Origin of the sequence: Bacillus sp. PDNC022, from assembly GCF_016919285.1 — a bacterium.
GTDB classification, from domain to species: domain Bacteria; phylum Bacillota; class Bacilli; order Bacillales; family Bacillaceae; genus Bacillus; species Bacillus safensis.
In genome coordinates this window covers 1,295,820-1,321,568 of record NZ_CP070345.1, presented here as the reverse complement: position 1 = coordinate 1,321,568, position 25,749 = coordinate 1,295,820, and the positions used below count along the sequence as shown (strand labels likewise).

Sequence of the window (25,749 nt, the reverse complement as noted above, 5' to 3'; positions counted from 1 at the left end):
ACAAATCTACTGAAAGAACCTTCCATTTTCTCGTTCTTTAGGCAGTCTTATTATTATAGCATGATTTAGGACGAGTCTGAATAAACTGGCTTATAGAACACTGCATATGAGAGAGAACAAAAGAGGAGTGGACGAGGTCAAATGAATTGGCATGAACTGAACCAAACCGATTTATTAAAAACAATGAATACATCGATAGGTGACGGACTGTCAGAAAAAGATGTACAAAAGCGGCTTGAAAAACACGGGCCTAATGAATTACAGGAAGGAAAAAAGGCGTCGGCTCTGATCATTTTTTTAGCACAGTTTAAAGATTTTATGGTGTTAATCTTGCTTGCAGCAACAATCATTTCTGCCTTTTTAGGAGAATACATTGATGCTGTTGCGATTGTAGCCATTGTTTTGATTAATGGTGTACTCGGCTTTTATCAAGAACGCCGGGCAGAGAAATCCCTTCAAGCATTAAAAGAATTATCAACTCCGCACGTGTATGCAAGGAGAAATAATGAATGGATCAAGATCCCGTCTAAACATCTCGTGCCAGGGGATATTGTGAAGTTTTCAAGCGGAGACCGGATTGGGGCAGATATTAGATTACTAGAAACTAAGGGCTTAGAAATTGAGGAGTCTGCTCTCACTGGTGAGTCCATCCCCGCGGTCAAACACGCAAGTCCGATTTCAAGCAGCCATGTCTCGCTTGGAGATTTGACGAACATGGCCTTTATGGGGACGCTTGTTACTAGAGGCAGCGGCGTAGGGGTTGTCATTGGTACAGGGATGAATACGGCGATGGGACAAATTGCCGGTATGCTGGATGCAGCAGGTAATATGGAAACGCCGCTGCAAAGGCGTCTCGAGCAGCTTGGGAAAATTCTGATTGTGGCTGCTTTATTTTTAACAGTGCTCGTTGTGGTTCTCGGTGTTGTGCAAGGACATGAATTGTATCATATGTTCCTAGCGGGAGTATCTCTTGCTGTTGCGGCGATTCCAGAAGGACTGCCGGCGATTGTCACTGTCGCACTTTCCTTAGGGGTGCAGCGGATGATCAAACAAAAATCGATTGTCAGAAAGCTCCCGGCGGTGGAAACTCTCGGCTGCGCGTCAATCATTTGCTCAGATAAAACAGGAACAATGACGCAAAATAAAATGACCGTGACCCATGTATGGGCAGAGGGAAAAACGTGGAATATTTCTGGCACAGGCTACGAGCCATCCGGTGACTTTACCTTAAACGGAGAAATCGTCCATGCTGACAAGCACCCAAGCCTGCAAAAGGTGTTATTATACGGGGCGCTTTGTAATACATCGACCATCGTTGAAAAAGACGGGGAAATGAGGCTTGATGGCGATCCGACAGAGGGGGCGCTCCTTACCGCAGCACGTAAAGCGGGTTTTACAGAGCAATTCATTGAAGCTGGATTTCATGTCATTGAGGAGTTTCCTTTTGACTCAGAAAGAAAGATGATGTCGGTCGTCGTTGAAACGAATCAAAAAGAGCGGTATGTCATTGCAAAAGGTGCGCCGGATGTACTAATGAACCGTTCAAGTCATATCATGCACGGCGGGCGCACAGCTTCTTTTTCAGCCACTCACAGGCAAGAAACAGAAGCTGCGATTCAAGGCTTAGCAAGACAGGCGCTTAGAACCATTGCCATTGCGTATAAAAAAGTCGGTCTGACAGACAAAATCACCTCTGTACAGCAGGCTGAAACCGATTTAACATTTATCGGGTTAGAGGGCATGATCGATCCACCGCGTCCTGAAGTCAGACGAGCAATTAAAGAGTGCCGGGATGCCGGGATTAAAACGGTCATGATTACAGGCGACCACGTGGAAACGGCCAAAGCGATCGCAAAAGACTTAAGCCTTTTACCGAAGCAAGGACAGGTGCTCGACGGAAAAGCACTTGATCAGATGAGCGACAAAGAGCTTGAGCAAACGGCTGAAAATGTATACGTCTTTGCCCGGGTTTCCCCTGAGCATAAACTGAGAATTGTCAAAGCCTATCAAAAAAATGGTCATGTTGTGGCGATGACAGGTGACGGGGTCAATGATGCGCCTGCCATTAAACAAGCAGATATCGGCATCTCCATGGGCATCACTGGTACCGACGTAGCCAAAGAAGCGTCTTCTCTTATTTTACTTGACGACAACTTTGCGACCATTAAATCCGCCATTAAAGAAGGCCGGAATATTTATGAAAACATTCGTAAGTTTGTCCGCTATTTACTGGCATCAAATGTCGGGGAAATTTTGGTCATGCTGTTTGCGATGCTCCTCGCGCTGCCGCTGCCGCTCGTTCCTATACAAATCTTATGGGTAAACCTTGTCACAGATGGTCTCCCGGCTATGGCACTTGGCATGGATAAGCCAGAAGGCGATGTCATGAAGAGAAAGCCGCGGAATATGAAAGAGGGCATTTTTGCAAGAGGGCTTGGCTGGAAGGTCATCTCAAGAGGATTCCTCATCGGGCTTGCAACCCTTTTGGCGTTTATATTTGTGTATCACCGCGATCCAAACAACCTGCAATATGCACAGACTGTCGCATTTAGTACGCTTGTTTTGGCGCAGCTCATTCATGTATTTGACTGCCGCAGTGAACGGTCCATTTTTGAACGTAATCCATTTGGAAACCTTTATTTGATCGGTGCGGTTTTGTCATCACTTTTACTCATGTTTGTGGTCATTTATTACCCGCCGCTTCAGCCGATTTTCAAAACGGTCGCGATTTCACCAATTGATTGGCTGCTGATCATTGGGATGTCTGCACTGCCAACTTTTTTACTGGCAGGATCACTTTTGACAAGAAAAAAATAATTGATTATGGTATAATTTTGAGGTAATAGTGTCTGCTATTACCTTTTTCATTTTATTAATATGAAAGAATTGGGTGTTTTGACATGATACGCAGTATGACGGGATTCGGCCAAGCGAGTAAAACGGATGGAGAACTGACAGTGTCAGTTGAGCTAAAATCGGTCAATCACCGTTTTAAAGAGGTTCATGCCCGTTTGCCGAGGCCGCTTTTATATTTCGAAGATACATTAAAAAAAATCATTCTTCGTCACGTGCAGCGCGGTAGAATTGAGCTGTTTGTCACGATTGAAGGCGGTAAACTAGCAAGCCGGTCCTTACAGATCGACTGGCCGCTGCTTGATGAATACATGAAAGCCGCAAAAGACCTCGAGGAACGCTATCACATTTCAGGCATTCAGCATGCACATGACTTACTGGGGCTGGAGCTTGCCGTTCAGGTGGAAGAGTCATCCAGCCGAAATGAACAGTTAGAGCAGCTGCTGATGGACGCTTGCGAGGCTGCTGTCAAGGAGCTTTGCTTCATGAGAGAGCAAGAGGGAGCATCACTTCAAAAAGACTGTGAACTGAGGCTTTCTGAACTAGAGGCCTATACAGAAGAAATCAAAGTCTTTGCCCCAGAGGTTGTGAATCAGTACAAAGAACGATTGAACCAGCGATTGCAAGAATGGATCGGAGAGGCGCTTGACGAAAGCAGACTGACAACTGAGGCTGCTATCTTTGCTGACCGGTGTGACATTACAGAAGAGATTACGAGATTAAAAAGTCATTTTCAGCAGTTCCAGCAAATCTTGCTGCAAGGCGGTGCTGCCGGACGAAAACTTGACTTCCTTGTACAGGAGCTCAACCGTGAAGTGAACACTATTGGATCAAAAGCGAACCATCACCATTTAACAAAGCTGGTGGTTGAAATGAAAAGTGCTATTGAAAAAATAAAAGAACAAGTGCAAAATATAGAATAGTCATTGTGTATGCTGTTTACAGTGCGTCTCTTTCGGCGAGACTAGAGACGTTTATATTACAGGGGGACGAAAGAAGATGACCATAAAGTTGATCAATATCGGATTTGGAAACATCATTTCAGCGAATCGGATGATTTCTATCGTCAGTCCGGAATCAGCACCGATTAAACGAATGATACAAGACGCAAGAGATCGAGGCATGCTCATAGATGCTACATACGGAAGAAGAACCCGTGCTGTTGTCATTATGGACAGTGACCATGTCATCTTATCTGCCGTTCAGCCTGAGACTGTCGCGCAAAGACTTTCTGTAAAAGAAGAAATCATAGATGAAGGGCAGGGGTAATACGCCATTATGAAAGAAAGAGGACTTTTAATCGTTCTCTCTGGACCTTCGGGAGTTGGAAAAGGAACGGTCAGACAAGCCATTTTCTCCCAGGAAGATACGAAATTTGAATACTCTATTTCTGTGACAACGCGCAAACCGCGTGAAGGTGAAAGAAATGGTGTCGATTATTTCTTTAAAACCAGGGAAGAATTTGAACATATGATTGAAAACAAAAAACTGTTAGAATGGGCAGAGTACGTCGGGAATTACTACGGCACGCCTGTTGACTATGTAGAACAGACATTGAGCGAAGGAAAAGATGTTTTCCTTGAAATTGAAGTGCAAGGCGCACTTCAAGTAAGAGAAGCATTCCCAGAAGGTCTTTTTATTTTCCTTGCACCGCCTAGTCTTTCAGAACTTCAAAACCGCATCATTACTCGCGGTACAGAATCTGAGGAGCTCATTCGAAACCGAATGGCCGCTGCGAAAGAAGAAATTGAAATGATGGATGCTTACGACTATGTCGTTGAAAACGATGATGTCGAGCTTGCTTGTGAAAGAATCAAAGCGATCGTCCTTGCAGAACACCTGCGCAGAGACAGAGTCGCACCAAGATATAAAAAAATGCTGGGGGTAGAATAAACCATGTTAGATCCTTCAATTGACTCATTGATGAACAAACTTGATTCAAAATATACACTTGTAACAGTGTCTGCACGCCGTGCACGTGAAATGCAGATCCATCAAGATCAGCAGATTGAAAACACAAAGTCTTACAAATTCGTAGGCAAAGCACTAGAAGAAATCGACGCTGGTCTTTTGACATTTGAAAAAGAGGATCAAGAATAACACATCGCTTCTGCTATGCAGATACGATACGTTCAAAAAAGTCAAAACTATGATTGGTTTTGACTTTTTTGAATTGTAGACGAATTTGTGAAAAAGGCCGTTAAGGGGGACAAACAAATGTTACAGTCAAAAAATATTTTGCTCGGTGTCAGCGGAGGAATCGCCGTATATAAAGCAGCAGCACTTACTAGTAAACTCGTACAAGCAGGCGCAAACGTAAGAGTGATTATGACGGAATCTGCTCGTGAGTTTGTGTCTCCGCTTACCTTCCAAGCACTGTCTCGGCATGAGGTATATGTAGATACATTCAAAGAAAACAATCCAAGAGTCATTGCACATATTGACGTAGCTGACTGGGCCGATCTCATTCTTGTTGCCCCTGCAACAGCACATACGATTGGTAAAATGGCCGCTGGACTTGCAGATGATATGCTCACGACGACGTTGCTTGCTTCTACAGCGCCTGTCTGGGTCGCACCAGCGATGAATGTGCATATGTATGATCACCCGGCTGTGAAACGGAACATCCGCACATTATATGAAGACGGCTACCGGTTTATTGAGCCAAGTGAAGGTTATTTAGCCTGCGGGTACATTGGAAAAGGGCGATTAGAGGAACCAGAAAAAATTGTTGAACACATCCGTGCTTTTTTTGAAGAGCCAAAAAGCTTGCCGCTCTCAGGTAAAAAAGTCGTGGTGACAGCAGGTCCTACACGTGAAGTGATCGATCCTGTCCGGTTCTTTTCAAACCGTTCTAGTGGAAAAATGGGCTATGCGATTGCAGAGGCTGCTCAGCAAATGGGGGCTGATGTTACGCTGATTTCTGGACCTGTTTCTTTAACGGCACCTGACAATGTACATGTAGTGCACGTTGAATCAGCTGAAGAGATGTATCAAGCTGCGCTAGATGTATACGGGGAAGCTGACCTTGTTATAAAATCAGCAGCTGTCGCCGATTACACCCCTGTCACGACATATGCTCATAAAATGAAAAAACAGGACGGCGCTTTGGACATTGAATTCACCCGGACAAAAGATATTTTAAAAGAGCTGGGACAAAGAAAAGAGCATCAAGTGCTGGTCGGTTTTGCAGCTGAAACGCAGGATGTAGAATATTATGCGCAAAAGAAAATTGAATCCAAGCATCTAGATATGATTGTGGCCAATAACGTCACCAAAGAGGGTGCAGGCTTTGGCACAGATACAAATGTGGCAGAGATCATCAAAGCAGATGGAACGAAAAAAGAGCTGCCGATGATGAGCAAAAAAGACCTCGCTTTTGAAATTTTAAAGGAGGCAATACAGCTGCTTCCAGAAGAGCGTGATCGAGCATGATTGCTGAAGTCATCGTAGATGTCACAACGAAAGCCATTGACCGGCCATTTGATTACCGTGTGCCAGATCGATTCAAAGATCTCGTCAAAGCGGGAATGAGGGTGGTCGTTCCCTTTGGCCCGCGGAAGATTCAAGGGTTTGTGACAAAAGTCAAAGAGGATACAGACATCAAGACAGGAAGCATCAAAGAGATTGTCGATTTATTTGATTTATCACCTGTTCTGACAGATGAGCTATTGGAGCTTTCCCACTGGCTGACGGAAAAAACATTGTCCTATCATATTACGGCACTTCAATCGATGCTGCCCGCAGCCATGAAGGCAAAGTATGAAAAAGAAATACAGGTGCTATCAGAGGAAGAACTTCCGCAGTCATTGAAAGAGCTTTTCGGTCAGCGAGAAAGCATTCTTTATGCGGACATCCCTGCTGAACAATTAAAACAGATTCAAAAGCATGTCCAAAAAGGTCATCTAGAGGTGAGATACCATGTCTCGCAAAAATCTGGAAAGAAAAAGGTCCGCATGCTTCAGGTGGCTGTATCGAAAGAAAAACTTGAAGAAAAACAGCAGCAGCTAAAGAAAAATGCGGTGAAACAAAAGGCACTGATCTCCTATTTGCTTCAAGCGGGAGAGACGACCTTTTTAGCGAAAGACTTGCAGCAGCAAACAGGCGCGAGTTCTCAAACGCTTAAAACCTTTATTCAAGAAGGGCTGTTAACAGAAAGCTATGAAGAGGTCTACCGGGATCCTTATCGTGACCGGGAGTTTACACCATCTGCTTCACTTGATCTCACGCCTGAGCAAAGAGAGGCGGCAAAACATATTCATCAAGCAGTCAGTGAGGACCAGCACGAAACCTTTCTGCTGCACGGAGTGACAGGAAGCGGCAAAACGGAGATTTACTTGCAGACAATTGATCATGTTCTTCAAAAAGGGAAAGAAGCGATCGTTTTAGTTCCTGAAATTTCGTTAACCCCTCAAATGGTGCAGCGATTTAAAGAACGATTTGGCTCAAATGTGGCCGTTCTTCACAGCGGCTTATCGACAGGAGAAAAATATGATGAATGGCGGAAGATTCATCGCAAGGAAGTCAAGCTTGTCGTTGGCGCAAGATCTGCTGTTTTCGCTCCATTTGAAAATTTAGGCATGATTATTATAGATGAAGAGCACGAATCCTCTTATAAACAAGAAGAAATGCCTCGTTACCATGCCAAGGATGTCGCCATTGAACGAGCAGTGCGACATCAATGTCCAGTCGTATTAGGCAGTGCAACACCTTCTCTTGAAACCTATGCACGAGCGAAAAAAGGCGTCTATACATTGCTGTCGCTCAAGCACCGCGTCAACCACCAGCAGCTGCCGCACGTTTCGTTAATTGATATGAGAGAAGAACTAAGAAATGGCAACCGCTCCATGTTCTCAGAAGAATTAATGCTCAGGTTAAAAGAGGTGCTTGAAAGAAAAGAACAAGCCGTTTTATTTCTGAACAAAAGAGGCTATTCATCCTTTGTGATGTGCCGTGATTGCGGATATGTTGAGCAATGTCCTCATTGCGAAATTTCTCTTACCTATCACCGCTATCAAAAAAGGCTGAAGTGCCATTATTGTGGTCACGAAGCACCAGTACCTGCTGAATGTCCAGAATGCCACAGCGAGCATATTCGCTATTTTGGAACTGGCACGCAGCGAGTAGAAGAGGAACTGACAAAGGTATTGCCTGAGGCGCGTGTCATTCGAATGGATGTGGATACAACGTCTCGAAAAGGTGCTCACGAAAAGCTTCTCACATCTTTTGGTAATAAAGAAGCGGACATTTTGCTCGGGACGCAGATGATTGCAAAGGGGCTGGATTTTCCAGATGTCACACTTGTTGGTGTTCTCAGTGCGGATACATCTCTTCACATCCCTGATTTTCGTTCAAGTGAAAAAACATTTCAGCTTCTCACGCAGGTCAGCGGCAGGGCAGGGCGCCATGAAAAAGCGGGCTCGGTTATTATTCAATCGTATACGCCTTCTCACTATAGTATTGAATTAACGAAGCAGCATGACTACGAAGCCTTTTATGAACAGGAGATGCTGCATCGCCGCCACCAGTCCTATCCGCCGTATTACTTTTTGGCGATGGTGACAGTGTCACACGAAGAAGTGACGAAGGCAGCGCATGTCACTGACCAAATTGTCCAGTTCCTAAAAATGAACTGTGCACCAAATACTCGAATCCTTGGTCCGGCTGCATCGCCAATCGCTAAGATCAAAGATAGATATCGCTATCAATGCGTGATAAAATACAAAAGGGAAAATGAACTGGCAAGTTTACTACGGAAAATACAAGACCATTATCAAAAGGAAATGGAACAAAAACAATTGATGATTTCAATAGATATGAATCCATATATGATGATGTAAAACGGAGGGCTATAAGTGGCAGTAAAACCAATAGTCATACATCCGGCAGAAGTGCTCGAACAAAAGACAGAGCGTGTCGATACGTTCGATAAAAAGCTTAAAAAACTGCTGGATGATATGTATGATACAATGCTTGAGCTGGATGGAGTTGGTCTAGCAGCACCACAAATCGGTATTTCAAAAAGAATTGCTGTTGTAGATATCGGAGAAGAATCTGGCAGAATTGATTTAGTGAACCCCGAGGTGCTTGAAGTAGAAGGAAGCCAGACAGATATTGAAGGCTGCCTGAGCTTTCCATCTTTATACGGCACTGTAGATAGACCGAACTATGTGAAGGTAAAAGCCTTTGATAAGAAAGGCAAACCATTTACAATAGAAGCAGACGGATTTTTAGCAAGAGCTTTATTGCACGAAATTGATCATTTAGACGGCATTTTATTTACGTCAAAAATCATTGAAACGTATACAGAAAAAGAACTTGCGGAAATGGAAGGGTGAAGAAAATGGCACGTATCGTATTTATGGGAACCCCTGATTTCTCAGTACCTGTGCTGCAAACACTGATAACAGAAGGATACGAAGTGGTAGGGGTTGTCACGCAGCCAGACCGCCCGAAAGGAAGAAAACGAGTGCTCACACCGCCTCCTGTGAAAGTGGAAGCCTTAAAGCACGGCATTCCTGTGTTGCAGCCTGAAAAGGTACGCCTTGATGAGGAAATTGATAAGGTGCTTGCATTACAGCCGGATTTAATTGTCACAGCGGCATTTGGACAAATTCTACCTAAACGGTTACTCGATGAACCTAAGTTTGGCTGTATCAATGTTCATGCCTCGCTGCTGCCAGAACTAAGAGGCGGCGCGCCGATCCATTATGCGATCCTTCAAGGCAAAAAGAAAACAGGCGTTACCATCATGTACATGGTAGAAAGACTTGATGCAGGTGACATGATCAGTAAAGTAGAAGTAGAAATCGATGAATTAGACAATGTCGGAACATTGCATGACAAATTAAGTGCAGCTGGTGCCGCGCTGCTAAAAGATACGGTGCCAAATGTTCTGAGCGGTTCTATTTCTCCGATTCCGCAAAATGAAGAAGCGGCCACATACGCACCAAATATTAAGCGGGAGCAAGAAAGATTAGACTGGACAAAAACCGGCGAAGAGCTTTACAACCAAGTTCGCGGGCTAAATCCTTGGCCAGTTGCCTATACTGAATGGAACGGCGCTCATCTAAAAGTATGGGAAGCAAAAAAGGTTCCGCTTCAAGCGCAAGAAGAACCTGGGAAAGTGATTGAGCTTCAAAAAGAAGGTCCGGTCATTGGAACGGGGAATGAGCAAGGCCTTTTATTAACCGGTGTGCAGCCAGCTGGTAAGAAAAAAATGAGCGGCGAAGACTTCTTAAGAGGCGCAAATATCGAAATTGGACAGAAATTAGGGTTAATGAATGAAGAAAAGTAATGTAAGAGAAGTAGCGCTGGACGCTTTAATCAAACTCGAACAAAACCAAGCTTACAGTAATTTGCTTTTGCAGTCAGTCATGAAAGATAAAGACTTAGCTGATCAGGACAAACCGCTGTTAACAGAGCTTGTGTATGGTACACTGCAAAATAAGCTGGCATTGGATTATATGCTGGCGCCCTTTGTGAAAAAACCGCAAAAGGTTGCTCCGTGGGTGATGCAGCTTTTACGGATGTCCCTTTATCAAATGGTGTACCTTGAAAAAATCCCAGATCGTGCAGCGATTCATGAAGCTGTCGAGCTGACGAAAAAACGCGGGCACAAAGGGATTTCTTCACTTGTAAACGGTGTTCTTCGTTCTGTGCAAAGAGAAGGTGTTCCGGCATTTGATGCGATCAAGGATCCCGTAAAACGGCTTTCCATTGAGACAAGCCACCCATTATGGCTTGTGCAGGAATGGGTTCAGGCGTACGGATTTGAAGCGGCAGAAAGCATGTGCCGCATTCATTTAGTACCGCCAAAGCAAACCCTTCGCGTCAATCGAATGAAAACTGACCGTACGGCACTGCAGCAAAAACTAATGGATGCAGGCATCGAAACGGAGCTTGGCGACTTATCTCAAGATGCACTCAAGCTGATGAAAGGGTCTATCGTCTCAACTCCATCTTTTCAAGAAGGCTATGTTACGATACAAGATGAAAGCTCCATGCTTGTCGCAAGAGCGCTCGACCCTCGGCCGGGAGAAACGGTGCTTGACGCCTGTGCGGCTCCTGGCGGAAAATCAACACATATTGCAGAACGTATGAATGATGAGGGCAAAATTGTTTCACTTGATTTACATGAACACAAAGTGAAACTCATCAAACAAGCAGCAAAACGTCTGAACCTTACTCACATTGAGGCAAAAGCACTTGATGCAAGGAAAGCGGCAGATTATTACAGCGAAGCTTCGTTTGACCGAATTCTCATTGATGCGCCGTGTTCCGGTTTTGGCGTCATTAGACGAAAACCAGATATGAAATATACAAAGTCACAAGAAGACTCAGCAAGGCTTGCAGCTATCCAGCAGGCCATTTTGAAGGAAGCGGCCCCGCTTTTAAAACCGGGCGGAACCCTTGTATACAGTACGTGTACAATGGACCCAACAGAAAATCAACAAGTGATTCATGCGTTTTTACAAGAACACCAAGACTTCGAACCCGATCTATCTCTTAATGAACGGCTGCCTGACCAGGTTGCTCCGTTTGTTCAAAACGGAAGTGTACAAATTCTTCCTCATTATTTCGGAACAGATGGTTTCTTTATTTGCAGCATGAGAAAGAAGGGATAAAAAATGACAGAACAAAAAGTAAGAAAAGAACTGAAGACAGAAATGCCGTCGATCTACTCATTTGAGCTTCACGAAATGAAAGAATGGTTAAAAGAACAAGGCGAAAAGCCTTTCCGCGCAGCTCAAATTTTCGAGTGGCTTTATGAGAAACGTGTAACATCTTTTGACGATATGTCTAACCTTTCAAAGGATTTAAGAGAGAAATTAAAAGATCAATTTGCGATCACCACATTAAAAACCGTGATCAAACAAACGTCTCAAGACGGAACGATCAAGTTTTTATTTGAATTACATGATGGATATACGATTGAAACAGTGCTGATGCGTCACGAATACGGCAACTCTGTCTGTGTCACAACTCAGGTTGGCTGCCGAATTGGCTGTACATTCTGTGCATCTACACTTGGCGGGTTAAAACGAAACCTTGAAGCAGGAGAAATCGTTGCTCAAGTATTGAAAGTGCAGCAGGCACTTGACGAAACAGATGAGAGAGTCAGTTCGGTTGTCATCATGGGAATCGGTGAACCGTTTGATAACTTTGACGAAATGCTTGCTTTCCTTAAAATCATCAACCATGACAACGGCTTAAATATTGGCGCGCGTCATATTACAGTGTCGACAAGCGGAATCATTCCAAAGATCTATCAATTCGCTGATGAGCAACTGCAAATCAATTTTGCTGTCTCCCTGCATGCACCAAACACAGAGATCAGAAGCCGTCTGATGCCGATCAATAAGGCATATAAGCTTCCAAAATTAATGGAAGCCATTGAATACTACATTCAAAAAACAGGAAGACGTGTCAGCTTTGAATACGGCCTGTTTGGCGGAGTAAATGATCAAGTGCATCATGCAGAAGAGCTTGCAGACTTATTAAAAGGAATCAAGTGCCACGTGAACCTCATTCCGGTGAACTATGTACCGGAAAGGGATTATGTAAGAACACCGAGAGAACAAATCTTCCTATTTGAAAAAACGCTGAAAGAACGCGGCGTAAACGTAACGATTAGACGAGAGCAAGGCCATGACATTGATGCTGCTTGCGGTCAGCTAAGAGCGAAGGAGCGTCAGGAAGAGACGAGGTGACGAATGTTGATAAGGGCAGCCTTTCTAACAGATACAGGAAAAGTCCGTCAGCATAATGAAGATGATGCAGGTATTTTTGAAGCAAAAGAAGACACCCTTCTAGCTGTTGTAGCAGATGGAATGGGAGGTCATCTTGCTGGTGATGTCGCCAGCAGGATGGCCGTCTCTTCTTTAAAAGAATACTGGGAAGAAACATCTTCAATTCCAGCAAAACCAGCAGAGCAAGAAAGCTGGTTAATCTCAAAAATTAGTGACATTAATGATCAAGTATATGAACATGCGAAAAACAATGAGGAGTGCCAAGGAATGGGGACAACCATTGTTTGTGCGCTCGTTCATTTGCAAACGGTCACAATTGCCCATATTGGAGACAGCCGCTGCTACTTGCTAAGAGAAGGAGCACTGACCCAGCTAACAGATGACCATTCACTTGTAAATGAGCTTGTGAAAACAGGTGAAATTTCTAAAGAGGATGCAGAATATCATCCAAGAAAAAATGTGCTTACGAAAGCATTAGGAACAGATAAACACGTTCAAATTGATGCACATACCTTTGAAGTGGACCCAGGAGATCAAATCCTGCTCTGCTCAGATGGTTTATCAAATAAAGTAGAAGAAGAGAATTTGATTCATATTTTAACGCAAACGACCGCACCAGATGAAAAAGTAACAGCGTTAATCCAAACAGCGAATGACAACGGCGGTGAAGATAACATTACAGCAGTATTGTTAGAAATCTCCTCCCAACCAGAGGAGGGTGACAGCAAGTGTTGATCGGAAAACGGATCAGCGGCCGTTATCAGATTCTTCGCGTCATAGGCGGAGGCGGAATGGCAAACGTTTATTTGGCGGAGGATATGATTTTAGATCGCGAAGTTGCGATTAAAATTTTGCGCTTTGACTTTGCAAGCGATGATGATTTTATTAGACGTTTCCGGCGCGAGGCGCAATCAGCCGCAAGCTTAGATCATTCAAATATTGTCAGCATCTACGATGTAGGGGAAGAAGATGACATTTATTATATTGTCATGGAGTATGTCGAGGGGATGACGCTGAAAGAATACATACACGCCAATGGCCCGCTTCATCCGAAAGAAGCCGTTCGCATTATGGAGCAAGTCGTTGCGGCGATGGAAGAAGCCCATGCGAAACAGCTCGTCCACCGGGACATTAAGCCTCACAATATATTAATAGACAACATGGGGAATATTAAAGTCACTGATTTTGGGATTGCTATAGCACTCAGCTCAGCGACCATCACCCACACAAATTCTGTCCTAGGATCCGTGCATTATTTGTCTCCAGAACAAGCACGCGGAGGTCTTGCGACGAAAAAGTCAGACATCTATTCACTTGGAATTGTGCTCTACGAACTCATTTCTGGACGCATGCCATTTGAAGGAGAATCAGCTGTCAGTGTTGCGCTGAAGCATTTGCAATCAGAGCCGCCATCTGTAAGAAGGTGGAATCCTTCTGTTCCACAAAGCGTGGAAAACATCATTTTAAAGGCGATGGCCAAAGATCCATTTTATCGATATGAAGATGCATCTGAAATGCAAAAAGATCTGCAAACTGCTTTCGACCCTTCAAGACTAAAAGAAAAACGCTTTGTCATTGAAGAGGATCATGAAGCAACGAAAGCGATCCCAATCATTCAAGATCATCAAGTCGATCAAGACAATGAAAAAACAGCCGTCCATCCGGTCCAAAAACCGAAGAAAAAAGAGAAACAAAAACCGAAAAAGAAACGAAAAAAATGGCCTTGGGTTGTGGCATCCATTCTGTTTATTCTGACTGCTGCGACCATTTTAGCCATCACTGTGTTTCCGGGACTGCTCTTTCCAAAAGATGTTGAGGTCACTGATGTATCTGGCATGACGATTGAAAAAGCAGAGGACACCTTGAAGAAAGCCGGCTTTACTGTCGCCTCTGAACCAATAGAGATCGCTGATGAAAAAATTGAAAAAGGGCTTGTCGTCAAAACAGACCCGAAAATCGGCACAAAGGTAAAAGAAGGAACCGAGATTCAGCTTTACCAAAGTTCGGGCAAGGAAAAGACCGAATTACCTGATGTAACAGGTGAAAAGGTCGATAAAGCAAAAGAAATATTAGAGAAAAAAGGGTTTAAGCAAGTTGTTGTGGAGGAAGTAAATGATAATGACACCGAATCTGGAATTGTCATGGAACAGAAACCTTCAGCGAGTACTGAGCTTGTGGCAGCAGATGAAGAAGTGACGTTGACGGTCAGCATAGGTCCTGCCGATATTACTTTGCGGGATTTAACGACATATAGTAAACAGGCTGCATCGAATTATTTAGAGGATAACGGATTAAAGCTTGATGAAAAAGAAGCGTATTCTGACGATGTACCAAAAGGTGAGGTGATGAAGCAGGAACCAGGAGCTGGTACTGCTGTTAAACCAGGTGATACGGTTAAGATCACCTTCTCACTTGGACCGAAGGAAAAACCGGCTAAAACGGTGACTGAGAAGATTGCCATCCCGTATGAACCAGTAACAGAAGGGCAAGAGATGACCGTTCAGATTTCTATTGACGATGCTGAGCATAGCATTTCTGATTCATATGAAACCTTTAAAATCACTGCACCAACTGAACGAACCATTAAATTTAAGATTGAACCAGGTCAAAAAGGATACTATCAAGTGACAGTTGATGATAAGGTCGTAAGCTCTAAAACGATCGAATACCCTGACGATGAATAAAGGAGGGACTTTATGCCTGAGGGCAAAATTATTAAAGCATTAAGCGGATTTTATTATGTGCTCGATGAGTCTCTAGAAAGTGGAAAAGTGATTCAGTGCAGAGCGAGAGGCATTTTTCGAAAAAACAAAATCACACCTCTTGTTGGAGATTATGTCGTATATCAAGCGGACAACGATAAAGAAGGCTACTTATTAGAAGTAAAAGAGCGGACAAACGAACTTGTTCGTCCGCCTATTAGTAACGTCGATCAAGCGGTACTCGTTTTCTCAGCGACAGAACCAACCTTTAGCACATCGCTTTTAGACAGATTTCTAGTGCTTGTGGAAGCCAATCATATTGAGCCAATTATCTGTATCACAAAAATAGACTTATTGAAAACAGATCAAGAGCGTGAAAGTATTCAAGGCTATGCAGAGGACTACCGGCGAATTGGGTATGATGTTCATTTAACATCCACGATTGAGGGAGACGGAATAGAAAAGCTGACCCCGCATTTTCACAATAAAATCACTGTATTTGCCGGTCAGTCTGGTGTAGGAAAATCCTCTCTTTTAAATGCGATGAGTCCTGATTTAGCGCTGAAAACCAATGATATCTCCTCCCATCTTGGAAGAGGGAAACATACGACAAGACATGTTGAACTCATTCGTACAGCAGAAGGGCTCATTGCAGATACACCTGGCTTTAGCTCACTCGAATTTACCGGCATCGAAGCGGAAGATTTAGGTCTTTACTTTTTAGAAATCAAAGAGCGGAGTGCTGATTGTAAGTTTAGAGGCTGCCTGCATGTGAAAGAGCCTGGCTGTGCAGTAAAAGGTGCGGTCGAACAAGAGCAAATCAGAGAGTATCGTTATCAGCATTATTTAGAGTTTTTAACTGAAATCAAAGACAGAAAGCCGAGGTACTAAATCATGGTTTATATTGCCCCTTCCATTTTATCAGCAGATTTCGCCAATTTGGAGAAAGATATCCGTGATGTGGAACAAGGCGGAGCGGATTACATTCATATCGATGTGATGGACGGCCATTTTGTACCGAATATCACATTTGGGCCGAATGTTGTGGAAGCGATCAGACCGCATACAAAGCTGCCGCTCGATGTTCACTTAATGATTGAGCAGCCAGACCGGTATATTCCTGCATTCGCAAAAGCAGGTGCTGACATTATTTCTGTCCATGTAGAAGCTTGTCCGCACTTGCACAGAACGATACAGCACATAAAAGAACAAGGTGTAAAAGCAGGCGTCGTCTTGAACCCGCACACACCTGTTTCTCAGATTGAGCATGTATTAGAGGATGTAGACCTTGTCTTATTCATGACGGTGAATCCCGGTTTTGGCGGACAGGCGTTTATTCCATCTGTCCTCACGAAGGTAAAAGAAGTGAAGACACTTAGTGAACAAAAGGGCTTATCAGACTTACTCATAGAAATAGACGGCGGTGTCAATGTAGAGACTGCAAAGAGCTGTAAAGAGGCGGGCGCTAACTTACTTGTGGCCGGCTCAGCGGTATATGGTAAAGACAACCGCGCAGCAGCCATTCTGGCCATTCGAGAAGCGTAAAAAAAGGAACCAAAGTCACTCTGATCTTTGGTTCTTTTTACATGGAGAGGAGCGTATATCATGCACATACATATCGTAGCCGGCGGTCCTTTTGAATACATTCCGCCCCTTGAACATGAAGCATTACAGGGTGATATTCTCTGGGTTGGTGTAGACCGGGGAACGCTCTTTTTATTAGAGCACGGCATCATGCCTGCTAAGGCTTTTGGTGATTTTGACAGTGTGACAGAAGAAGAGCTTCGCGAACTGAAAAAGAAATTGCCTGCCCTGAATGTATTTCAGGCTGAAAAGGATGAAACTGATTTAGAGCTTGCGCTGAACTGGGCCATGCGTCAGCACCCAGCGCATATTTACATCTACGGCATTACAGGAGGAAGGGCTGATCACTTTCTAGGAAATATTCACCTTCTATATAAAGGTGTTCAGCACAAGCAGAACATCACTCTTGTAGATAAGCAAAATATCATTCAAATGTTTGGACCTGGTACATACGAAATAAAAGAAGACCCGGATAAAAAATATGTGTCGTTTCTGCCCTTTGGTACATCGGTTGAAAAGCTGACATTAAAAGGTTTCAAATATCCTCTGAAAAATTGTCATATTGAGCCTGGTTCCACACTATGTATTAGTAACGAACTCATCCACTCAAATGGTACTTTTTCTTTTCATGAAGGCATATTAATAATGGTAAGAAGCAAAGATTGACCAACCTATCAATGTGGATGGCTGATTAAGCTCAATTGTGCTGCAAGCGGTACTTTTAGGAGGGGGACAAAATGAAATTTTATACAATCAAACTGCCTAGATTTCTTGGCGGCATTGTCCGTGCGATGCTTGGTTCATTTAAAAAAGATTAATGAGTAATCTCCTTTATTTCCACATAAAAACGCCTGCTACAGTTTATTGTAGCAGGCGTTTACTCTTGCTTATACACGCTCAACTTTACCAGATTTCAAAGCTCGAGCTGATACATATACTCTTTTAGGCTTACCGTCCACTAGAATACGAACTTTTTGAAGGTTCGCGCCCCATGTACGTTTTGTAGAGTTCATTGCGTGAGAACGGTTGTTCCCAGCTTTTGTTTTTCTGCCTGTAATAACGCATTTACGTGCCATTTGTTTCCCTCCTAACTGCGAAAACATCATCATATTCTTCATATACGTACTTAGAGATGCCTCAAGATACTTTAATAATTTACCACAGCTTCAAGGGGTTTGCAAGGATTGTTTACTCCTCTTTCAAGAAAAATACCTTGACATCTTGATAAAAAATCAAGGCTATAGTATAAGTAGGATTGGGTCGGATTGAATGATTTCTTTTAAAAAGAAGGGTCTTATAGTAAAATAGTGATAACTCAGGGCAATTTCTCAAAAAGGGGGAACCAATGTGTCCATTGAACTTAGAACGAAATACGGACAAATTGATATATCAAATGAAGTCATTGCAATGGTGGCAGGAGGCGCTGCGATCGATTGCTATGGTATTGTTGGCATGGCGTCCAAAAATCAAATTAAGGACGGCTTGACGGATATTCTCCGCAAAGAGAACTTCAGCCGGGGTGTTCTTGTGCGTCAAAAAGAAGACCGAATTCATATTGATATGTACATCATCGTCAGCTACGGTACAAAAATATCAGAAGTCGCACATAATGTTCAAACGAAAGTCAAATACACGATTTCTCACACAATTGGACTTTCTGTTGACTCGGTCAACATCTATGTACAAGGAGTAAAAGTTACGAACCCGTAGTAAGGAGGAAATATATTGTCTATTAGAAATCTTGATGGCCGCTCATTTGCAAAAATGATTCTTGCAGGTGCTCACCATCTTTCTCAAAACGCACAAATTGTTGATGCGTTAAATGTTTTTCCAGTGCCAGACGGAGACACGGGGACAAATATGAATTTGTCGATGACTTCAGGGGCCAAAGCAGTTGAAGAAACAAACACCGATCATATTGGGAAGGTCGGCGTGGCCCTGTCAAAAGGGTTATTGATGGGCGCAAGAGGAAACTCAGGCGTGATCCTGTCACAGCTCTTCAGAGGTTTCAGTAAACATATTGAACAAAAAGAAACGATTGATGCAAAAGAATTTGCTCTTGCCTTACAGGCGGGTGTTGATACAGCATATAAAGCCGTGATGAAACCGATTGAAGGAACGATCTTAACAGTTGCAAAGGATGCAGCAAAGAAAGCGGTTGCTGTTTCAGCAGCAGAAGATCAAATTGACCGCGTACTTGAGTTAACGATTGAGGAAGCAAGAGCATCACTTGATCGAACGCCAGATCTGCTTCCTGTCTTAAAAGAAGTGGGTGTTGTCGATAGTGGAGGTAAAGGACTTCTATGTGTATATGAAGGTTTCCTTGCTTCATTAAGAGGAGAAGAGCTTCCTCCTAAATCGGCTTCTTTACCTACGCTAAAAGAACTCGTTAGTGCTGAGCATCATAAAAGTGCGCAAAGCCATATGAACACAGAAGATATCGAATTTGGCTACTGTACTGAATTTATGGTGAAATTTGAAGATGACAAACAGTCCTTTGATGAGAATGCCTTCAGAGAAGACTTAAGTGAATTCGGAGATTCACTTCTTGTGGTGTCTGACGATACACTGGCGAAAGTTCATATTCATGCAGAGCAGCCAGGAGATGTCTTATCCTATGCACAGCGCTACGGCAGCTTAATTAATATGAAAATTGAAAACATGAGAGAGCAGCATAGCTCAATCGTGAACGAAGAAAGAGAGCACGCACCTGCTGCACCAAAAGCACCTGCTGATGAAAAACAGCGCTTTGGCGTCGTCAGTGTCGCAATGGGAGAAGGAATTGCTGACTTGTTCAAAAGTATTGGAGCTTCTGTCGTCATTGAAGGCGGGCAGACGATGAATCCGAGCACAGAAGACATTGTCACAGCAATAGAAAGCGTACATGCCGAAACCGTCTTTATATTACCTAATAATTCTAATATTGTCATGGCAGCTAAACAGGCGGCAACTGTCTCAAGTCGTGAGGTCGTTGTCATTCCGACGAAGACCGTTCCCCAAGGAATGTCGGCTCTTCTTTCTCTCAATGAAGCAGCTTCAAATGAAGACAATGAAAGAGCGATGCTAGAAGCGATTGACCATGTGAAAAGCGGACAAATCACCTTTGCAGTGAGAGATACTCAAATCGATGGAATCGACATTGCGAAAGGTGACTATATGGGTCTGTTCAACGGGAAAATCACCTTAACAGCGAAAAATCAATTAGATGCAGCAAAAGAACTTCTTACCAAAATGGTGACAGAAGATGATGAGATTGTCACCATCATTAAAGGGGAAGATGCATCATCTGATGAGCTGGATGCACTGCAAGCCTTTATTGAAGAAACATTTGAAGATGTAGAAGTTGAAGTCCACGATGGAAAACAGCCGCTTTATTCATATATTTTGGCGGTTGAATAACGAAAGAAGGGCAAATAAAGCCCTTCTTCTTCTTTTGCAATTTTTTACTAGCCTTTCAACGGTGAAATGAGTTGCGGGAAACGATTGAATCCATTAGTCTAAAGAAAGAACCAAACCATACGCGAGTGGTTATGAGAGGGGAAGACCTATGAAATTTAGAAGTGTGTTTGATATTATTGGACCCGTCATGATTGGTCCATCAAGTTCGCACACAGCGGGTGCGGCTCGTATCGGGAGAGTAGCTCGCAGCTTATTTGGAAGAGAACCGAAACGAATTGTCGTTTCATTTTATGGTTCCTTTAAAGATACGTATAAAGGACACGGTACAGATGTCGCCATTATCGGCGGTGTTCTTGACTTTGATACATTTGATGAACGAATCAAAACAGCGATCGATATTGCAAAAAGCAAAGCGATCGATATTGAATTTAAAGAAGAAGAGGCAGTACCGGCACATCCGAATACAGCAAAAGTAGAGATTTCAGATGCGAACGGAAGCCTTGAATTAATCGGGATTTCCATCGGCGGAGGTAAAATTGAAATCACAGAATTAAATGGTTTTGAGCTCAGGCTTTCAGGGAATCATCCAGCCATTCTTGTGGTTCATAACGATCGCTACGGGACAATTGCGGCAGTTGCTAATGTCCTAGCGAAATTCGCCATCAACATCGGTCATATGGAAGTGGCGCGTAAAGATGTCGGGCAAGAGGCACTGATGACCATTGAAGTGGATCAAAATATTGACCCAGCTGTCCTATCAGAGCTTGAAACGCTGCCAAACATTATTCAAGTCACACAAATTGCAGAGTAACAACAAGGAGGTTATGAATGATGTTTAAAAACGTCAAAGAACTCGTGCAGCTAACAGAAGAACGAAATACCTCCATTTCAGAAATTATGATTGTGCAAGAAATGGAAGTGACAGGGAAGTCACGTGAAGATATTTTCTCTCAGATGTACCGCAACCTTGAAGTGATGGAGCAGGCCGTTGAAAACGGGCTGAAGGGTGTGAAATCATTATCAGGCTTAACAGGCGGAGATGCAGTCAAACTTCAAGCCTATATCGCATCAGGCAAAACGCTGTCTGGTCATACGATATTAGATGCTGTCAGTAAAGCAGTTGCAACAAATGAAGTCAATGCTGCAATGGGAACCATTTGTGCCACGCCTACAGCAGGCTCAGCAGGTGTTGTACCAGGTACGTTATTTGCAGTAAAAGAAACATTAAAGCCAACAAAGGAACAAATGGTCAGATTCCTATTTACTTCTGGCGCATTTGGTTTTGTTGTGGCGAATAACGCCAGCATTTCCGGTGCAGCAGGCGGCTGTCAGGCAGAGGTAGGTTCTGCATCAGGTATGGCGGCAGCAGCTATTGTCGAAATGGCAGGCGGGACACCGCAGCAATCTGCAGAAGCGATGGCGATTACACTGAAAAATATGCTTGGACTAGTTTGTGATCCAGTAGCGGGACTTGTCGAGGTACCTTGCGTGAAACGAAATGCAATGGGTGCATCAAACGCCATGATTGCAGCAGACATGGCTCTGGCCGGCATCACAAGCCGCATTCCATGTGATGAAGTCATTGATGCGATGTACAAAATCGGTCAAACGATGCCAACGGCTCTTCGCGAAACAGCACAAGGCGGACTCGCTGCGACACCGACAGCAAGAGAGCTTGAAAAGAAGATTTTCGGAGGTGTGACCTCATCTCGTGATACAGAAACTGCAAGATAATATCTCTGTCCTCAAGGGGATTGGAGAGGAAACCGAAAAAACACTCAATGAACTTGGAATCTACACAGTAGCCGATTTACTCGGCTACTTTCCTTATCGATATGACGACTATGAGCTTCGTAACTTAGAAGAAGTCAAGCATGACGAACGTGTTACAGTTGAAGGGAAAGTACATAGTGAGCCCGTTCTCACCTACTATGGAAAAAAACGAAGCAGGCTGACATTCAGGCTGCTTGTCGGGCGTTTTCTCATTACAGCGATTTGTTTCAATCGCCCGTATTTAAAACGAAGCCTTGTGTTAGGTGATACGGTTTCCGTTACAGGAAAATGGGATAAAAACCGTCAATCTATCATGGTGCAGGAATTCAAAAAAGGGACGCACGAGCAAGATGGCAGTATTGAGCCCGTTTATTCAGTAAAAGAAAATGTAACTGTAAAGATGATGAGGCGTTTTGTAAAACAAGCCTTGTCACTTTATGTAGACAAAGCTGAAGATCCATTGCCAACGCAGCTTGTCTCTGCCTATAAACTTATGTCCTATCAGGAAGCATTAAAAACCATTCATCTCCCAGAAACAAGAGACTCGCTCAAGCAAGCAAGACGCCGTTTTGTGTACGAGGAATTTCTCGTCTTTCAACTGAAGATGCAGGCGATTAGAAAGAAAGAACGAGAAAAAACATCAGGCATCCAGCATCCGTTTTCCAAAGAGGCAGTTTTTGAGTTTGTTAACAGCCTGCCATTTCCGCTGACAAAGGCACAATCAAGAGTACTTGATGAAATCATGTCGGACATGGCGTCTCCATATCGAATGAACCGGCTGCTTCAAGGAGATGTAGGTTCAGGGAAAACAGCTGTTGCAGCCATTGCGCTTTATGCCGCTCATTTATCAGGTTTTCAAGGTGCATTAATGGTCCCAACAGAAATTTTGGCAGAACAGCATGCCGATTCACTTTACCAGCTGTTTGAAAAATGGGGGCTGAATATCGCCCTTTTGACGAGCTCTGTGAAAGGAAAGCGACGCAAAGAATTGCTTGAACGTTTAAAAGAAGGCGAGATTGACATATTAGTCGGCACGCACGCACTCATACAAGACGAAGTCGAATTTCAGCAGCTCGGTCTTGTCATCACAGATGAGCAGCACCGGTTTGGCGTAGAGCAGCGGAAAAAACTGCGAAGTAAAGGGCAGGACCCAGATGTCTTGTTTATGACCGCTACACCTATTCCACGAACACTTGCAATCACTGTCTTTGGAGAAATGGACGTCTCTGTCATTGATGAATTGCCAGCCGGCAGAAAACAAATCGAAACGTATTGGGTGAAGCATGACATGCTTGAAAGAATTCTTGCTTTTGTGGATAAAGAGCTGAGAAAAGGAAGACAGGCATATATCATTTGTCCGCTCATTGAAGAATCAGACAAGCTTGATGTTCAAAATGCGCTTGATGTCCATAGCATGCTCACTGAGGCATACCGCGGCAAGTGGTCGATCGGCTTAATGCATGGGAAGCTGGCGAGTGATGAAAAGGATCAGGTCATGAGAGCCTTTACCGCAAATGAAGTACAAATTCTCGTTTCAACCACAGTTGTTGAAGTCGGGGTCAACGTACCGAATGCAACTATCATGGTCATTTATGATGCAGACCGTTTCGGACTGTCTCAGCTTCATCAGCTAAGAGGCCGGGTCGGGCGAGGAGAGCATCAATCATTTTGTATTTTAATGGCTGATCCAAAATCCGAAACGGGGAAAGAGCGGATGCGGATCATGTCCGAAACAACTGATGGCTTTGAGCTGTCTGAAAAGGACCTAGAACTAAGAGGACCCGGCGACTTCTTCGGTAAAAAACAAAGCGGGATGCCTGAATTTAAGGTAGCAGATATGGTTCATGACTATAGAGCACTGGAAACGGCTAGAAAAGATGCGGCAGAACTTGTCCAATCTGACGCCTTTTGGACTGATCCCGAATACAAAGAACTTCGGCAAACGCTGGTAGACAGCGGTGTGTTGGGCGGAGATAAATTAAGCTGATCAAACGCTGGAGGAATTTTCTTGTCTTTTTGAAACAAGGATTGATTTATCATCTATGAGATTATATACTACTATTAGTACCTAGTCATAAATGTACGGATGGTGTCTGCATATGAAACTAAATAAAAAAGAACGTCAAAAGCTTCTCCAGCAAACGATCAGCTCGACTCCATTCATTACTGATGAAGAATTGGCAAGTAAATTCGGTGTCAGCATACAAACGGTTCGTCTTGATCGTTTAGAGCTGTCGATCCCTGAATTACGCGAAAGAATTAAGCATGTGGCCGAAAAGACATTAGAGGATGAAGTAAAGTCACTTCCACTGGATGAAGTGATTGGAGAAATGATTGATGTAGAGCTTGATGATCAAGCCATTTCCATTTTAGAAGTGAGAAAAGAGCATGTATTCAGCCGAAACCAAATTGCCAGGGGACATCATCTCTTCGCCCAGGCAAATTCGCTGGCAGTTGCCGTCATTGACGATGAACTGGCTTTGACAGCAAAAGCGAATATCAGGTTTACAAGGCAGGTGAAACAAGGCGAAAGAGTCGTCTCTAAAGCCAAAGTAGCCTCACATGATAAAGAAAAAGGAAGAACCGTAGTTGAAGTAAACAGCTATGTTGGTGAGGAAGTTGTCTTCTCAGGTGACTTCGTCATGTATCGCTCAAAACAAAAGTAAAAGGTGGCACGTAATATGAGAATTGCAGTCGATGCAATGGGGGGAGATCATGCCCCTAAAGCCATTATTGACGGTGTGCAAAAAAGCTTAACAGCATTTTCAGATATCGAGATTACACTTGTCGGCGATGAAAACAAAATCAAACCATACATAACAAACAACGATCGCATCACGATTTTAGATGCAAAAGAAGTCATCGAACCGACGGATGAACCAGTGCGTGCAGTTAGACGTAAAAAGGATTCATCTATGGTGAAAATGGCGCAGGAAGTATCCGAGGGACGAGCAGATGCCTGCATCTCAGCAGGAAATACTGGAGCCCTCATGACAGCGGGGCTGTTTATCGTAGGCAGAATTGACGGTATTGACAGACCGGCACTTGCCCCTACTTTGCCAACACTGGATGGCAGCGGCTTCTTATTACTAGATGTTGGTGCCAACGTTGATGCTAAACCAGAACACCTCGTGCAATATGCCATGATGGGATCAATCTACGCGGAGCGTGTCTTCCCAAAGAGCAATCCGCGTGTTGGACTGTTAAATGTAGGGACAGAAGATAAAAAAGGCAACGATTTAACGAAAAAAACCTTCGAATTATTAAAAGCATCAGACTTGAATTTCGTAGGAAATGTAGAGTCCCGTGACTTATTAGAAGGTGTTGCTGATGTTGTTGTCACAGATGGTTTCACAGGGAATATTGCGCTTAAAACAATTGAAGGCACAGCCCTTTCTGTCTTTAAAATGCTGAAAGAAACATTAACATCCAGTTTTACTGCAAAAATAGCAGCAGGCATGATGAAGCCGAAATTAATGCAGATGAAATCTAAAATGGATTACTCAGAATATGGCGGTGCCGCTTTATTTGGTTTAAAGGCTCCTGTCATTAAAGCACACGGCTCCTCTGATGAAAATGCCATTTTCCATGCAATTCGTCAGGCACGTGATATTGTAGAAAAAGACGTTTCAGCCATCATTCATCAAGAAGTCCAAAAAGAAACGACGAATGAGTCTTAATGGAGG

Annotated in this window: 25 protein-coding genes; 24 read left to right on the top strand and 1 reads right to left on the bottom strand. The window is 43.6% G+C overall.

Features of this window, described 5'->3' with window-relative positions:
* The first annotated feature begins 141 nt into the window (after positions 1-141).
* From JVX94_RS06885 to spoVM, 17 genes are all read left to right on the top strand, one after another.
* Entirely contained in the window at positions 142-2,817 is a 2,676-nt protein-coding gene (locus tag JVX94_RS06885; protein ID WP_205185039.1) for a calcium-translocating P-type ATPase, SERCA-type, read from the top strand.
* An 83-nt stretch (positions 2,818-2,900) separates the two neighbouring features.
* Positions 2,901-3,776, top strand: a complete 876-nt coding sequence (locus JVX94_RS06880) for a YicC/YloC family endoribonuclease (protein WP_197197832.1) — start codon at positions 2,901-2,903, stop codon at positions 3,774-3,776.
* Positions 3,777-3,852: 76 nt separating this feature from the next.
* Positions 3,853-4,122: an extracellular matrix/biofilm regulator RemA gene (gene remA / locus JVX94_RS06875; RefSeq protein WP_008344898.1), complete on the top strand. Its 270-nt coding sequence runs from the start codon at positions 3,853-3,855 to the stop codon at positions 4,120-4,122.
* 9 nt (positions 4,123-4,131) lie between these two features.
* Complete coding sequence (gene gmk, locus JVX94_RS06870; RefSeq protein ID WP_024424214.1) at positions 4,132-4,746, top strand: guanylate kinase; 615 nt, start codon at positions 4,132-4,134, stop codon at positions 4,744-4,746.
* 3 nt (positions 4,747-4,749) lie between these two features.
* Complete coding sequence (rpoZ, locus tag JVX94_RS06865) at positions 4,750-4,953, top strand: DNA-directed RNA polymerase subunit omega (protein WP_003211647.1); 204 nt, start codon at positions 4,750-4,752, stop codon at positions 4,951-4,953.
* Positions 4,954-5,070: 117 nt separating this feature from the next.
* Positions 5,071-6,288 (top strand): bifunctional phosphopantothenoylcysteine decarboxylase/phosphopantothenate--cysteine ligase CoaBC, encoded by a 1,218-nt coding sequence (gene coaBC, locus JVX94_RS06860; protein ID WP_111290869.1) that lies wholly within the window; start codon positions 5,071-5,073, stop codon positions 6,286-6,288.
* Positions 6,285-8,693: a primosomal protein N' gene (priA, locus tag JVX94_RS06855; protein WP_205185037.1), complete on the top strand. Its 2,409-nt coding sequence runs from the start codon at positions 6,285-6,287 to the stop codon at positions 8,691-8,693. The genes coaBC and priA overlap by 4 nt, the downstream gene beginning before the upstream one ends.
* Positions 8,694-8,708: 15 nt before the next feature.
* Entirely contained in the window at positions 8,709-9,191 is a 483-nt protein-coding gene (gene def, locus JVX94_RS06850) for a peptide deformylase (protein WP_095408453.1), read from the top strand.
* 5 nt (positions 9,192-9,196) lie between these two features.
* Positions 9,197-10,150: a methionyl-tRNA formyltransferase gene (gene fmt, locus JVX94_RS06845; protein WP_095408454.1), complete on the top strand. Its 954-nt coding sequence runs from the start codon at positions 9,197-9,199 to the stop codon at positions 10,148-10,150.
* Entirely contained in the window at positions 10,137-11,480 is a 1,344-nt protein-coding gene (gene rsmB, locus JVX94_RS06840; RefSeq protein ID WP_205185035.1) for a 16S rRNA (cytosine(967)-C(5))-methyltransferase RsmB, read from the top strand. The genes fmt and rsmB overlap by 14 nt, the downstream gene beginning before the upstream one ends.
* Positions 11,481-11,483: 3 nt before the next feature.
* Complete coding sequence (gene rlmN / locus JVX94_RS06835; protein WP_095408456.1) at positions 11,484-12,566, top strand: dual-specificity RNA methyltransferase RlmN; 1,083 nt, start codon at positions 11,484-11,486, stop codon at positions 12,564-12,566.
* Positions 12,567-12,569: 3 nt separating this feature from the next.
* Entirely contained in the window at positions 12,570-13,340 is a 771-nt protein-coding gene (locus tag JVX94_RS06830) for a Stp1/IreP family PP2C-type Ser/Thr phosphatase (protein ID WP_144470454.1), read from the top strand.
* Complete coding sequence (pknB, locus tag JVX94_RS06825; protein WP_144485165.1) at positions 13,334-15,289, top strand: Stk1 family PASTA domain-containing Ser/Thr kinase; 1,956 nt, start codon at positions 13,334-13,336, stop codon at positions 15,287-15,289. The genes JVX94_RS06830 and pknB overlap by 7 nt, the downstream gene beginning before the upstream one ends.
* 12 nt (positions 15,290-15,301) lie before the next feature.
* Complete coding sequence (rsgA, locus tag JVX94_RS06820; protein WP_144485167.1) at positions 15,302-16,198, top strand: ribosome small subunit-dependent GTPase A; 897 nt, start codon at positions 15,302-15,304, stop codon at positions 16,196-16,198.
* A gap of 3 nt (positions 16,199-16,201) precedes the next feature.
* The gene (gene rpe / locus JVX94_RS06815) at positions 16,202-16,852 is read left to right on the top strand and encodes a ribulose-phosphate 3-epimerase (protein ID WP_095408460.1); all 651 of its coding nucleotides are present in this window, start codon (positions 16,202-16,204) and stop codon (positions 16,850-16,852) included.
* Positions 16,853-16,912: 60 nt separating this feature from the next.
* A complete protein-coding gene (locus JVX94_RS06810; protein ID WP_205185033.1) occupies positions 16,913-17,557 on the top strand; it encodes a thiamine diphosphokinase in 645 nt (214 codons plus the stop codon).
* A 71-nt stretch (positions 17,558-17,628) separates the two neighbouring features.
* A complete protein-coding gene (spoVM, locus tag JVX94_RS06805) occupies positions 17,629-17,709 on the top strand; it encodes a stage V sporulation protein SpoVM (protein WP_008354550.1) in 81 nt (26 codons plus the stop codon).
* 69 nt (positions 17,710-17,778) lie between these two features.
* On the opposite strand, the gene rpmB is transcribed toward spoVM, so the two are convergent.
* Complete coding sequence (rpmB, locus tag JVX94_RS06800; protein WP_003212514.1) at positions 17,779-17,967, bottom strand: 50S ribosomal protein L28; 189 nt, start codon at positions 17,965-17,967, stop codon at positions 17,779-17,781.
* 271 nt (positions 17,968-18,238) lie between these two features.
* On the opposite strand from rpmB, the gene JVX94_RS06795 reads away from it, so the two are divergent.
* The 7 genes from JVX94_RS06795 (at position 18,239) to plsX (ending at position 25,743) form a co-directional block, all read left to right on the top strand.
* Positions 18,239-18,601, top strand: coding sequence for an Asp23/Gls24 family envelope stress response protein (locus JVX94_RS06795; RefSeq protein WP_048239670.1), 363 nt, complete (start codon positions 18,239-18,241; stop codon positions 18,599-18,601).
* 15 nt (positions 18,602-18,616) lie between these two features.
* Positions 18,617-20,290: a DAK2 domain-containing protein gene (locus JVX94_RS06790; RefSeq protein WP_205185032.1), complete on the top strand. Its 1,674-nt coding sequence runs from the start codon at positions 18,617-18,619 to the stop codon at positions 20,288-20,290.
* A gap of 148 nt (positions 20,291-20,438) precedes the next feature.
* Positions 20,439-21,101 (top strand): L-serine ammonia-lyase, iron-sulfur-dependent subunit beta, encoded by a 663-nt coding sequence (sdaAB, locus tag JVX94_RS06785; protein ID WP_047202147.1) that lies wholly within the window; start codon positions 20,439-20,441, stop codon positions 21,099-21,101.
* A gap of 20 nt (positions 21,102-21,121) precedes the next feature.
* Positions 21,122-22,024, top strand: a complete 903-nt coding sequence (sdaAA, locus tag JVX94_RS06780) for an L-serine ammonia-lyase, iron-sulfur-dependent, subunit alpha (RefSeq protein WP_095408686.1) — start codon at positions 21,122-21,124, stop codon at positions 22,022-22,024.
* The gene (gene recG, locus JVX94_RS06775) at positions 22,002-24,050 is read left to right on the top strand and encodes an ATP-dependent DNA helicase RecG (RefSeq protein ID WP_205185030.1); all 2,049 of its coding nucleotides are present in this window, start codon (positions 22,002-22,004) and stop codon (positions 24,048-24,050) included. The genes sdaAA and recG overlap by 23 nt, the downstream gene beginning before the upstream one ends.
* A gap of 112 nt (positions 24,051-24,162) precedes the next feature.
* Positions 24,163-24,729 (top strand): transcription factor FapR, encoded by a 567-nt coding sequence (fapR, locus tag JVX94_RS06770; protein WP_024424199.1) that lies wholly within the window; start codon positions 24,163-24,165, stop codon positions 24,727-24,729.
* 15 nt (positions 24,730-24,744) lie between these two features.
* The gene (plsX, locus tag JVX94_RS06765) at positions 24,745-25,743 is read left to right on the top strand and encodes a phosphate acyltransferase PlsX (protein WP_034281756.1); all 999 of its coding nucleotides are present in this window, start codon (positions 24,745-24,747) and stop codon (positions 25,741-25,743) included.
* Positions 25,744-25,749: the final 6 nt, after the last annotated feature.